The 12,124-nt window shown below is 65.8% G+C and carries 14 protein-coding genes; 1 reads left to right on the plus strand and 13 read right to left on the minus strand.

Annotated elements, in window-relative coordinates; genetic code table 11:
* Window positions 1-109 precede the first annotated feature (109 nt).
* The 13 genes from ABR323_RS00700 to ABR323_RS00760 form a co-directional block, all read right to left on the minus strand.
* On the minus strand, window positions 110-463 hold the full coding sequence (locus ABR323_RS00700) for a PilZ domain-containing protein (protein ID WP_004146965.1): 354 nt from the start codon (window positions 461-463) through the stop codon (window positions 110-112).
* The gene (locus tag ABR323_RS00705) at window positions 460-1,416 is read right to left on the minus strand and encodes a DNA polymerase III subunit delta' (protein ID WP_135272525.1); all 957 of its coding nucleotides are present in this window, start codon (window positions 1,414-1,416) and stop codon (window positions 460-462) included. Before ABR323_RS00705 ends, ABR323_RS00700 begins: the two co-directional genes overlap by 4 nt.
* Window positions 1,413-2,078, minus strand: coding sequence for a dTMP kinase (gene tmk, locus ABR323_RS00710; RefSeq protein ID WP_439447868.1), 666 nt, complete (start codon window positions 2,076-2,078; stop codon window positions 1,413-1,415). Before tmk ends, ABR323_RS00705 begins: the two co-directional genes overlap by 4 nt.
* Window positions 2,075-3,136: an endolytic transglycosylase MltG gene (gene mltG, locus ABR323_RS00715; RefSeq protein WP_439447869.1), complete on the minus strand. Its 1,062-nt coding sequence runs from the start codon at window positions 3,134-3,136 to the stop codon at window positions 2,075-2,077. The genes tmk and mltG overlap by 4 nt, the downstream gene beginning before the upstream one ends.
* A gap of 182 nt (window positions 3,137-3,318) precedes the next feature.
* Window positions 3,319-4,683, minus strand: a complete 1,365-nt coding sequence (locus tag ABR323_RS00720; RefSeq protein WP_439448164.1) for an aminodeoxychorismate synthase component I — start codon at window positions 4,681-4,683, stop codon at window positions 3,319-3,321.
* Window positions 4,684-4,869: 186 nt separating this feature from the next.
* The gene (gene fabF / locus ABR323_RS00725) at window positions 4,870-6,132 is read right to left on the minus strand and encodes a beta-ketoacyl-ACP synthase II (RefSeq protein WP_439447870.1); all 1,263 of its coding nucleotides are present in this window, start codon (window positions 6,130-6,132) and stop codon (window positions 4,870-4,872) included.
* A gap of 143 nt (window positions 6,133-6,275) precedes the next feature.
* Window positions 6,276-6,515 (minus strand): acyl carrier protein, encoded by a 240-nt coding sequence (gene acpP / locus ABR323_RS00730; RefSeq protein WP_012510218.1) that lies wholly within the window; start codon window positions 6,513-6,515, stop codon window positions 6,276-6,278.
* A 152-nt stretch (window positions 6,516-6,667) separates the two neighbouring features.
* On the minus strand, window positions 6,668-7,411 hold the full coding sequence (gene fabG, locus ABR323_RS00735) for a 3-oxoacyl-ACP reductase FabG (protein ID WP_135272521.1): 744 nt from the start codon (window positions 7,409-7,411) through the stop codon (window positions 6,668-6,670).
* Between the two features lie 82 nt (window positions 7,412-7,493).
* Complete coding sequence (gene fabD / locus ABR323_RS00740) at window positions 7,494-8,438, minus strand: ACP S-malonyltransferase (protein WP_439447871.1); 945 nt, start codon at window positions 8,436-8,438, stop codon at window positions 7,494-7,496.
* Between the two features lie 198 nt (window positions 8,439-8,636).
* The gene (locus ABR323_RS00745) at window positions 8,637-9,419 is read right to left on the minus strand and encodes a serine/threonine protein phosphatase (protein WP_439447872.1); all 783 of its coding nucleotides are present in this window, start codon (window positions 9,417-9,419) and stop codon (window positions 8,637-8,639) included.
* A 77-nt stretch (window positions 9,420-9,496) separates the two neighbouring features.
* Window positions 9,497-10,474: a beta-ketoacyl-ACP synthase III gene (locus ABR323_RS00750; RefSeq protein WP_439447873.1), complete on the minus strand. Its 978-nt coding sequence runs from the start codon at window positions 10,472-10,474 to the stop codon at window positions 9,497-9,499.
* 91 nt (window positions 10,475-10,565) lie between these two features.
* A complete protein-coding gene (gene rpmF, locus ABR323_RS00755; protein ID WP_004154640.1) occupies window positions 10,566-10,760 on the minus strand; it encodes a 50S ribosomal protein L32 in 195 nt (64 codons plus the stop codon).
* A 108-nt stretch (window positions 10,761-10,868) separates the two neighbouring features.
* Window positions 10,869-11,378, minus strand: a complete 510-nt coding sequence (locus tag ABR323_RS00760; RefSeq protein ID WP_135272517.1) for a YceD family protein — start codon at window positions 11,376-11,378, stop codon at window positions 10,869-10,871.
* A gap of 113 nt (window positions 11,379-11,491) precedes the next feature.
* Between ABR323_RS00760 and ABR323_RS00765 the strand changes: the two genes are divergently transcribed.
* Complete coding sequence (locus ABR323_RS00765) at window positions 11,492-12,061, plus strand: Maf family protein (protein WP_135272516.1); 570 nt, start codon at window positions 11,492-11,494, stop codon at window positions 12,059-12,061.
* Window positions 12,062-12,124: the final 63 nt, after the last annotated feature.

Here is a 12,124-nt window from a genome sequence, read left to right on the forward strand (position 1 = left end):
GGTCTTTTCAGAGACCGTCAACAGGTTTTCACATATGTGTTCACGGGGATTTCCGGGGTATCCGCCGGGCATGGCCCGGCGCTGCCAGGAGCAATGATCCGCAGCCCCATCACATCGTATGGGTCGGCTTGTCCGAACTGGTCAGGCCGGCCAGCAGCGTCTCGATCTTGTGGCGTACGCCTTCGCCTTCGGCACCATCTGCCAGCTGCACGCCGATGCCGGCGGTGCGGTTGCCCTGTGCGCCGGCCGGGGTCACCCAGATCACCTTGCCGGCCACCGGCAGGCGCTCGCTGGAATCGGGCAGCGTCAGCAGCAGGAACACCTCGTCGCCCAGGAAGTAGCGCTTGGGCGTGGGCACGAAGATGCCGCCATTCTTCACGAACGGCATGTACGCGCTGTACAGCGCGGCTTTGTCCTTCACGGCCAGGGACAGGATGCCCTGGCGGGCGTTGCTGGCACTCATCGATTTCCCCTTGCGGCAGGCCGCTCGTTCACCTTGTTCCAGGCCAGCAGCAACTCGACCACCGCAAGGTCTGCACGCACCGTGGTGCGCAGCAGGTCGCGGGTGCGGTTGGCCGCATCGAACCAGGCCGCAAGCTTGTGCAATCGCTCCGGCGTGGTCAAGGCATCGGTGCTGGCCTGTGCCAGCGCCAGGTCGGCGGCAAAGCGCAGGCGCAGCGCCGCGTTGTCATCAGCGCACCACTTCTGCGCCAGCTCCACCGCACCGGTCTTGCCGGCCGCCAGCTGTTCCAGCTCGCGGCCCACCTCGCGGCGCAGGCTCAGGCCGTCTTCGCGCAGCCAGTTGTCGGCCTGTCCGGGATGGCCGCGTGCCGCGTCCAGCGCTTCGCGTGCGGATGCTTCGCTGTGGCCCTGCTGCTGCAGCCAGGCCATCGCTTCATCGCGCGGCGGCAGCTTGAATTCCAGGCGCTGGCATCGGCTGCGCACGGTCTGCGGCAGGCGCGCCGGGTCGCTGCTGATCAGCCACAGGTAGCGGCCGGGCTGCGGCTCTTCCAGGGTCTTCAGCAGTGCGTTGGCCGCCGAGCGGTTGATCGCATCGGCCGGGTCGACAATCACCACCTGCGCCACGCCGTACTGCGGGGTCAGCGCCAGCTTGTTGGTGATCTCGCGCACCTGCTCGATCACGATCTCGGTGCGCAGCTTGTCGCCGCTCTTGTTCGGAATGAAGCTGACCAGCTGCAGGTCCGGGTGGGTACCGGCAGCAATCAGCTGGCGGGTGCGCGTGGCATGCGTGGCATCGCCGCGCGCCAGCACGTGGTCGGCCAGTGCCAACGCCACCTCGCGCTTGCCCAGCCCGGCCGGTCCGCAGATCAGCAGGCCATGGCCGAGGCGATCGGCATCGAGCGCCGCCACGGTCTGATCGAACGCACGCTGCTGCCAGGGCGAGAACGTGCTCATGCGCCCTCCCCGTCCTGCAGCCAGCGCTCGACACGCGCGACTACATCAGCAGCCACGCGCTCCTGCACCTGTCCGGCATCGACCAGCGCGAAGCGCTGCGGGTCCTGCTGTGCGCGGATGCGGAACACTTCGCGCACGCGCTGGAAGAAATCGTCCTGCTCGCTCTCGATGCGATCCGGCCACAGGTCACGGCCATTGGCGCGCGCACGACCTACCGCCACATCCACATCCAGCAGCAGGGTCAGGCCCGGCAGCAAGCCGACGGCGCGGCGCTCCAGGTCGGCAATCCACTGCGGGTCGAGGCCACGGCCACCGCCCTGATAAGCGTAGCTGGAATCGGTGAAGCGATCGCTCAGCACATAGGCGCCGCGCTGCAGCGCCGGCTGGATCACCTGGCCCACATGCTGCGCGCGGGCGGCGAACACCAGCAGCAGCTCGGCTTCGGCGCTGAGCGGTTCGGCGGCGATCTCGGCATCGGGCTTCAACACCAGTCCGCGGATGCGCTCGGCCAGCGGCGTACCGCCCGGTTCGCGGGTCAGCACCACCTCGTGGCCATGGCCGCGCAGGCAGTCACGGATGGCGTTGATGGCGGTGGTCTTGCCCGCACCTTCGCCACCTTCCAGGCTGACGAAACGGGGATGGCGAAGCAGCGCGGGACTCATTGCGCCGGGGTCTCCTTGGTACGTTGCTGGCGCAGCTGCTGCAGGTAGCGGGCTACGGCGGCGTTGTGCTGGTCCAGGCTGGGTGAGAACACGTGCGCGCCACTGCCATCGCCCACGGCGACGAAGTACAGCGCGTCACCGGCGGCCGGCTGCGCGGTGGCCATCAGCGCGTCGCGGCTGGGCATGGCGATCGGCGTCGGGGTCAGGCCGGCACGGGTATAGGTGTTGTAGGGCGTATCGGTGGTCAGGTCGCGACGGCGGATGTTGCCGTCATACGCAGCGCCGATGCCATAGATCACAGTCGGGTCGGTCTGCAGGCGCATGCCGATCTTCAGCCGGCGCATGAACACACCGGCAATCTGCGGACGTTCACTGGCCAGCGCGGTTTCCTTTTCGATGATCGAGGCCAGCGTCAACAGCTCGTACGGCGTATTGATCGGCAGGTCCGGCGCGCGGCTTTCCCACGCTTCGTCCAGCGCCTTCTCCATCGCAGCGTGGGCGCGCTTGAGCACATCCAGATCACTGTCGCCGCGCTGGTAGACGTAGGTCTCCGGCAGGAACCGACCTTCCGGATGCTGTCCGCCGAAACCAAGACGCTGCATCAACGCGGCGTCATCGAGGGTGTCGGTGGTGTGCTGCAGCGGCTCGGCGCGCTTGAGCGCGGCACGCATCTGGCGGATGTTCCAGCCTTCAATGATCGTGACGCGATGCTGCAGCACCTTGCCGGCGCGCATGCGCAGCAGCAGCTCGCGGGGGGTCAGTTCGCCACTGAGCGCGTACTCGCCCACTTTCAGTTTGCCGGCCGCATCGAGCTGGCGCGCCAGCAGCTGCCACTGCGCGTCCTGGCCCTCGTCAACGCCGGCATCGCGCAGTTTTCGCAGCACCGTGTTCATGCCATCGCCACTGGCGATGACCACGCTCTCGGCGGACGGGGTTATCCGGGCGTCAGCGAACTGGGTCTGCTGGTAGAAGAACCACGCGCCCGCGCCGGCCACGACGGCGGCCAGCACCACCACCAGCGTTACCACGAACAGACACCCGCGCTTGGCTCCCGCCATGGACTACCTCTGAACTCGATTCCGTCGTGCAGGATACCGTGCCGATGGATTGGGGTCATGACCGGGGTTTGTGGCCGTGCCGACCAACGGTCGGCACCCACCAGTAGATCCACGCCATGCGTGGATGAACCGGCCATGGAGGCAACCACCCCGCCGGGCCATGCCCGGCGGGGTGGTTGCCGTCAACCCTGCTGGCCCAGCGCGCGCAGCAGGCCGCGGGCCTTGGCGCGGGTCTCGTCGAGTTCCTTGTCCGGGTCCGAATCGACCACGATGCCGGCGCCGGTACGGAAGCTCACCTCGTGGCCATCCACTTCGGCGGTGCGGATCAGGATGTTCAGGTCCAGATCGCCATCGCGGTTCAGCCAGCCGAACGCACCGGTGTAGGCGCCGCGCGGCGTCTGCTCCAGCTCGCTGATGATCTGCATGCAGCGTACCTTGGGGCAGCCGGTGATGGTGCCGCCGGGGAAGGTGGCGGCGATCACCTCGCCGGGGGTGATTTCCGGGCGCAGGTGACCACTGACATTGCTGACGATGTGGTGCACGTGGGCATAGCTCTCCACCGTCATCAGTTCATCGACCACCACGGTGCCGGGCAGGCAGATGCGACCCAGGTCGTTGCGTTCGAGGTCGATCAGCATCACGTGCTCGGCGCGCTCCTTCGGGTGGCCGACCAGTTCCTGGATGCGCGCGGCATCGTCGTCGCCCTCGAAACGTGGACGCGTACCGGCAATCGGCCGCGTCTGCGCATGCCCGGCATGCACCGACACCAGCCGCTCCGGCGAGGAACTGACCACGTGGCGGCCGTGCGCACTGAACAGGCCCGCGAACGGCGCCGGGTTGGCGCGGCGCAGCTGCGCGTACAGCGCCTGCGGGCTGACCGGCGCAGCGAACTGCGCGCTCCAGCGTCGCGACAGATTCACCTGGAACACGTCGCCGGCACGCAGATACTCGATCACCCGACGGACGCCGTCGGTAAAACGCTGCGGCGCGTCCTCGCCCACCAACTGCGGTGGCTGCCAGCCCTGCCCTGCTTCGGGCAGCACCTGCGCGGCCAGGCCGACCAGCGCATCCAGCAGCGCTTGCTCACCGGCTTCGGCAATGACGAAGCTGGCATCGTTGTGGTGATCGTGCAGCACCGCCGCCGGGCAGCGCAGCGCCAGCGCGGTCGGGCGACCATCGTCGCGCGCACGCGCCGGCAGCACCGGTTCGATCTGGCTGGCCACTTCGTAGTCCAGCATCAACGCCCAGCCGCCGCGGAACGGCAGGCTGTGGCTGCCGTCATGCGGCAGGCGTTCGTGCTGCCAGGCGCGATCCAGCACCTGCAGGAAGCTGCCTGCCTGTACAGCGTCATGCTGGTCACGCACCCGGCCATCGGCATCCAGCCGCAGGCAATCGCCCTGCGCGGCCAGCAGCAGGCTCCAGCGGCCCTGGGCGGTGCCCGAGGCAGTGGATTCCATCAGCAGCGGGAAGCGCGCCGGGTCGTTCTGCTGCAGGGCCAGCAGGTCGATCGGATGCGGCAGCGGGTGGATCAGCGGTGCGTGGTTCATGGCGGCCAGTTCGGGGTTCAGATGCACGGAAGCCGCCTTGCGGCGGCTTCTTCGCATGTAGAGTCGAGCCATGCTCGACTGGGTTGCACGTTCAGTCGAGCATGGCTCGACTCTACACAACGGCGGAGTCGAGCAAGCTCGACTCTACCAAGCGACGCCGGCCAATTGCCCGGCGCCACGGACAGATCAGATGCGCTTGAAGATCAACGTACCGTTGGTGCCGCCAAAGCCGAAGCCATTGGACATCACCACATCGACCTTGGCCTGGCGCGCTTCGTTGGGCACGTAGTCCAGGTCGCAGCCTTCGCCCGGCTGCTGCAGGTTGATGGTCGGCGGAATGACGTTGTCCTGCAGCGCCATCACCGAGAAGATCGCTTCCACGCCGCCGGCAGCGCCCAGCAGGTGGCCGGTCATCGACTTGGTGGAGCTGACCATCATCTTGTAGGCGTGGTCGCCGAAGGCGGTCTTCATCGCCATGGTTTCACCCAGGTCGCCCAGCGGCGTGGAGGTGCCGTGCGCGTTGAGGTAGCCCACCTGTTCCGGGGTCACGCCGGCGTCCTTCATGGCCATGACCATGCAGCGGGCGGCGCCTTCGCCGTTCTCGCTGGGGGCAGTCATGTGGTACGCGTCGGAGCTGGCACCGAAGCCGGCCAGTTCGCAATAGATCTTCGCGCCGCGTGCCTTGGCGTGCTCGTACTCTTCCAGGATCAGGATGCCGGCGCCGTCGCCCAGCACGAAGCCGTCACGGTCCTTGTCCCACGGGCGCGAGGCCTGTTCTGGAGCGTCGTTGCGAGTGCTCATGGCCTTCATCGCGCAGAAGCCGCCCACCGCGGTCGGCGACGAGCCACGCTCGGCACCGCCAACCACCATCACGTCGGCATCGCCGTACTGGATCATGCGCATGGCGGTACCGATCGAATGGTTCGAGGTCGCGCACGCCGACACTGCCGAGAACGACGGGCCCTTCAGGCCGGTGATGATGCTCAGCTGGCCCGGCAGCATGTTGATGATGGTCTTGGGCACGTAGAAGGGCGAGATCTTCTTGCCCTCGTGGAACTCGATGGTCTGCTCCTCGATGCCGAGCAGGCCGCCGATGCCGGCGCCAACGATGGCGCCCATGCGATCGGCATTGGCTTCGGTGATCTCCAGGCCCGAATCATGCAGGGCCATGAACGAGGCACCGAGGCCGTAATGGATGAACGGGTCCATCTTCTTGGCATCCTTGCCGCTGACCCGGAATCTGCCGAACAGTTCGTTGTCGGCGGTGATGTCAAAGCCTTTGACCTCACCTGCAATCTTGGTGGTGAACCGATCCAGGTAGGCATCAGAAACGTTGGTCAGCGGACCGATGCCCGAACGACCATGGGTGATGCCTTCCCAGCTGCTGGCCAGATCATTGCCCAACGGCGAGACGATACCCAGGCCGGTTACGACGACGCGACGCTTCATTGCTGTTTCTCCTGACCCGGATGATTTCTACGGGTAACTCGGTTTGCTTCGATGTGATGCCCAAACACACGGGGCCGCAACAGCGGCCCCATGGGGTGCGGTGCGCGGCGAGCGGGAGCCCGCGCGCGCACTGCCGTCTGACATCAGGCCTTGACGTGGGCCTTGACGTAGTCGATGGCGGCCTGGACGGTGCTGATCTTCTCGGCTTCTTCGTCCGGGATCTCGCACTCGAATTCTTCTTCCAGCGCCATCACCAGCTCGACGGTGTCCAGCGAGTCAGCACCCAGGTCATCGACGAACGATGCGCTGGTGGTGACTTCTTCTTCCTTGACGCCAAGCTGTTCGACGACGATTTTCTTGACGCGTTCTTCGATGGTGCTCATGGGATCTCGCTCCAGATGGAGTTGTGGTTCAAAAGTGGTCGCCATCAAAGGCGATGGCCGTGGGATAGTGTAGTGGAAACCAGCGCGGCCTTGCATCGCAGCAAAAACCTCAGCAGATCAATCACTTGCGGCGCAATCCCTGCGCCCCTTGCTTACGGCATGTACATGCCACCGTTCACATGGAGGGTTTCACCGGTGATGTAACCGGCAGCCGGGCCGGCCAGGAAGGCCACCGCATGCGCGATGTCCTCCGGCGCGCCCAGGCGTTCGAGGGCGATGTCGTTGATCAGCGCGGTACGCGCTTCTTCCGGCAACGCCTTGGTCATGTCGGTGTCGATGAAGCCGGGAGCGACCACATTGACGGTGACACCGCGCGAACCGATTTCCTTGGCCAGCGACTTGCTGAAGCCGATGATGCCGGCCTTGGCGGCCGCGTAGTTGGCCTGGCCGGCATTGCCGGTCACGCCCACCACCGAAGCGATGTTGATGATGCGGCCCTTGCGCGCCTTCATCATGCCGCGCATGACCGCCTTGCTGGTGCGGAACACGCTGGTCAGGTTGGTGTCGATGATCGACGCCCAGTCCTCATCCTTCATGCGCATCAGCAGGTTGTCGCGGGTGATGCCGGCATTGTTGACCAGGATCGAGATCGGGCCGAATTCCTTGGCGATGCCGTCCAGCACGCTGTCCAGCGCAGCGGCGTCGGTCACGTTCAACGCACGGCCGTGACCGCCGTGGGCAGCCAGGCGCTCACCGATCGCGGCAGCGCCGGACTCGGTGGTGGCGGTGCCGATGACGGTGGCGCCCTGGGCGGCCAGCAGATCGGCGATGGCGGCACCAATGCCGCGGCTTGCACCAGTGACCAGTGCGATTTCACCCTGCAGGGGCTTGCTCATGATGTTTTCCTCAGGCTGGGACGGCCGCCGCACCCATGCCGCTTGCAGCGGCGACCGGCGCGGTCGGCAGGAACAGGGGCAATCAGGCCGACCACGTCTCGCGGGCGGTTTCGAAGTCGCCCGGGGTGGCCAGCGAGCGGCCGTCAATGGCCTTGTCGATGCGCTTGACCAGGCCGGTCAGCACCTTGCCCGGGCCGCACTCGGCGATCTGGGTGACGCCACGGCCAGCCAGCGCCTGCACGCACCCGGTCCACTGCACCGGCTGGTACAGCTGCTGCACCAGCGCGGTGCGGATCGCGTCGATGCCGTCATGAACCTTGGCATCGACGTTCTGCACCACCGGCAGCTGCGGTGCCTGCCAGGACAGGCCGGCCATCACTTCGGCCAGGCGGTTGGCGGCTTCACGCATCAGCGGGGTGTGCGACGGCACGCTGACCGCCAGCTTGACTGCCTTGCGCACGCCCTTTTCGGCCAGCAGCGCCAGCGCGCGGTCGACCGCATCGGCGTCGCCGCCGATCACGATCTGGCCCGGCGAATTGAAGTTGGCCGGCACCACCACCTGGCTGCCTGCGGCTTCAGCGCAGACGTCCAGCACCAGCTGGTCTTCGGCGCCAAGCACGGCGGCCATGGCGCCGACACCGGTCGGCGCCGCTTGCTGCATCAGCTGGCCGCGCAGGCGCACCAGATGCGCACCGTCATGCAGGCTCAGCGCGCCAGCAGCGACAAGCGCGCTGTACTCGCCCAGGCTGTGACCGGCCAGCACCGACGGGCGCGGACCGCCCACGGCGTTCCAGGCGCGCCACACGCCGATGCTTGCAGCCAGCAGGGCCGGCTGGGTGTATTCGGTACGGTTGAGCATTTCCTCCGGGCCACCCTGGGACAGCGCCCACAGGTCGACGCCGGCACCATCGGATGCCTCGGTGAAGGCTTCACGCACCTGCGGGTGCAGTTCAGCCAGCTCAGCCAGCATGCCCACAGACTGCGAGCCCTGGCCGGGGAAGACAAAAGCGAGGGTGGATACGGTCACGCGGTCATCCGCTTGTTGCAATCGAAGCGGGCCATGATAAGGGGGAACATGCCGTGTCGTCTGTACGTGCGCGTATGCACGCGTATGGTGCATGGCTGTCGCAACGCGCTGGAGATCCGGGGTGGGATCCCTTTTTCCAAGGAAAAAGAGATCCGACCCGGCCGATGGTAGCGCCGGGCCATGCCCGGCGGACGCAACTCAGCAGAACAGCTGCAGAACGTCCAGATCGCCGTCGGCGAGGAAATCCACACAAAGGCCCACCAGCATCAGCACGCCAGCAGTACTGGCGCCATGGGCGATGAAGATCGAATGGGCCAGCGCGCGCGCTGAACGGCCCAGCTTCATGCAGACCCGGGCGAGATTGCGAAGGCGGCCGCTGACCGCATGCACATGCTCGCGCACCGGTGCCTGAACGTCGTCCATCGCCTCGGCCATCATTGCCTGCAGGTGCTCGGGGCGGTCGGCGTAGTACTTGGCCACGCCGTAACCGAACATCAGCCAGTCGCGGGCCTGTGCTTCGGACAGATCCATCACTTCCAGCGGATCTTCTTCGAAGTCGATGAAGCCGACCTGCTGCCCGTCCCAGGTGAGATTGCGCGGCAGCGGCTGACCGAAATAGGCCCCACGCGCATGCGCTTCGGCAATGGCCAGCATTGCCGCCATCACCAACCGGTCGCGGCCGGCCGGATCAGCTTCGCGCAGGCAGGTATTGAACGAACTGCCGTTGTCGCCGATCACCAGCGCCGCATGACCGGTGCCCAGCACATCGGGCACGTTCACCCCCTGCGCCTGCAGTTCTCCCAGACGACGGGCTTCGGTTTGGCGTGCGGCGTCGCCACCACGGTGCGGCGGCGGGCGCAGGGCATCGAGATGGAAACGGCGGGCAACAAAATTGAGCAGGCCAAGGGCCAGGGCCCGGCTTCCCTTGCCGTACTGCTTCAGCCAGGCACGTTGCCCTTCGATGACGATGGGCTCAACCATGACAGGTCCTCCTTAAAACGCGTTACGGCCCCAGAGGGGCCGTAACGACAGACTTCACGTTGTCGTAACTTGCACTATCAATAGCGCAGCAGAGCCGAACCCCAGGTGAAGCCGCCACCGAAGGCTTCCAGCAGCAGCAACTGGCCGCGCTCGACCTTGCCCGAACGCACTGCAGCGTCGAGCGCCAGCGGCACCGAGCCTGACGAGGTGTTGCCGTGCTGGTCGACAGTGACCACGACCTGCTCCATCGACATGTCCAGGCGCTTGGCCGTGGCTTCGATGATGCGCAGGTTGGCCTGATGCGGAATCAGCCAGTCCAGATCGGACTTGCCCAGGCCATTGGCGGCCAACGTTTCGTCAACGACCGAGTCCAGCGCCTTGACGGCGTACTTGAACACGTCGTTGCCCTTCATGTTGATGGTGCCACCACCGTTGGTGCCGTCCTTGAAACCGGTCGAGACGCCGACCGGATTCCACAACAGCTCCTTCTTGCTGCCATCGGAATGCAGATGGGTGCTGAGGATACCGGTCTCTTCGTCGGCCTTGAGCACGACGGCACCGGCGCCGTCACCGAACAGCACGCAGGTGGTGCGATCGTTCCAGTCGACCATGCGGGTCAACGTTTCGGCGCCGATCACCAGAACGTACCGGCAGTCACCGGAACGAATGAATTTGTCAGCCACGCCCAGCGCGAACACGAAACCCGAGCAGGCCGCGTTGACGTCGAAGGCAGGGCATCCGGCCACACCGAGCTTGGCCTGGATCAGGCACGCGGTGGACGGGAAAATAAGGTCAGGGGTGGTCGTGCCGACCACGATCATGTCGAGCTGCGAAGCGTCGATGCCGGCCGCTTCAAGCGCGCGCAGCGCGGCGTGGTAGCCGAGATCGCTGGTGGTTTCGCCTTCGGCCGCGATGTGCCGTTCACGAATACCGGTGCGCGACTGGATCCACTCATCCGAGGTTTCGACCATTTTTTCCAGGTCGGCGTTGGTCAGGACTTTTTCCGGCAAATAGCTACCGGTGCCCGCGATCCTCGAATAGATCCGCTTGCTCATCATGTTTCCTGTTGCGCGGGCCGCCGATCACCGGCATGCCCGGGAAAGAAGGCAAAGGCCGCTGCCCGGAGGCAGCGGCCTTCCCGGCACATCAATCTTCTTCGACGGCCGAGGTCTTGGTCTGGATGACCTTCTTGCCGCGGTAGAAACCATCGGCAGTGATGTGGTGACGCAGATGCACTTCGCCGGTGGTCGGGTCGGTCGACAGCTGCTTGGCGCTCAGGGCGTCATGCGCACGGCGCATACCGCGGCGGGACGGGGTGACACGGGATTTCTGGACAGCCATGGGATTGCTCCAAACTCGGTTCGTTTTTGCTTCGTCGTATCGTCGCGCAGGACGCCAGCGCCCAGCACACTTTCGCTTTCGCCGCAGCCGCCGACGACAATCCGGCTGCTATTGTTTCTTCAAGGCCGCCAACGCCGCAAACGGGTTGGCCTTCTTTGTTTCTTCTTCGCTCGGTGCCCAGTCCTTGTCGACTGCCTCACCGTCGGGCGACAGCGGTACCACCGGCACCGCCAGCACCAACTCGTCTTCGACCAGGTCCAGCGGACGCAGCTGGCCATCTTCCGGCACCAGCAACGCCTCGTATTCCTCCGGCAGGGACGATTCCTCGTCCTCGTCGCGGATCAGGCCAAGCCTCTGGGTCATCTTCACCGGCAACAGGAATCGCTGCATGCTGCGCTGACAGGTCAGCGGCAACGCGGTGTCGATGGACAATTCCACATAGGATACCCGCAAGATGTCGTCGCGACCGAATTCAAGCGAGTAGACACACTCGCCGTCGGTATCGGCGACCAACCCCTGCAGGCGGGTCAATTCAGCCAGTGAGACCTGGCCGTCGAAGCGCCTTCGCGCTACAACCATCCGCCAAGCATCCAGCGTTTCGGGCACGTTCGCGGACATAAGCCGCTGAATACTAAGGATCGAGGCGACTGCTGTCAAATGCCAGCCATACAGGGCTTGCCGCTGGCGATACGGACGAGCCAGACTGCCGCGCCCTGCCCCGGTATTGTCGCATGCCGCTGATCCTGGCCTCCACCTCCCGCTACCGCCGCGAACTGCTGCAACGGCTGGGCCTGCCCTTCGACTGCGCACGCCCCGATGTGGATGAAACCCCGTTGAACGGCGAGGCCCCGCAGGCCCTGGCTGCGCGCCTGGCAACGGCCAAGGCCGCCGAGGTCGCTGCCCACCACCCCGGCGCCTGGGTGATCGGCTCGGACCAGGTGGCCGACCTGAACGGCCAGCCGCTGGGCAAACCGGGTACGGTCGAGGCCGCCTGCGCACAGCTGGCGGCGATGTCCGGGCACACCGTGCGCTTCCATACCGCCATCAGTCTCACGCGCAACGGAGAATTCTTCACAGCAATCGACCTGACCGAAGTACGCTTCCGCGCGCTGGGCGAGGACGAGATCACCCGCTACGTGGCCGCAGAGCAGCCACTGGACTGTGCCGGCAGCTTCAAGTGCGAGGGTCTGGGCATCAGCCTGTTCGAGGCGATCGACACCCGCGACCCGACAGCGCTGGTGGGCTTGCCGTTGATCACGCTGTGCGGGCTGCTGCGCAGGGCAGGTTTCGCGGTGCCCTGAACTGCAGAGTCGAGCCATGCTCGACTGCTTTTTTCAGGTCACCTGCCATCTGGAACAGAAGCA

The sequence above is a fragment of the Stenotrophomonas sp. ATs4 genome, assembly GCF_051861585.1.
Lineage (GTDB): Bacteria > Pseudomonadota > Gammaproteobacteria > Xanthomonadales > Xanthomonadaceae > Stenotrophomonas > Stenotrophomonas maltophilia_AS.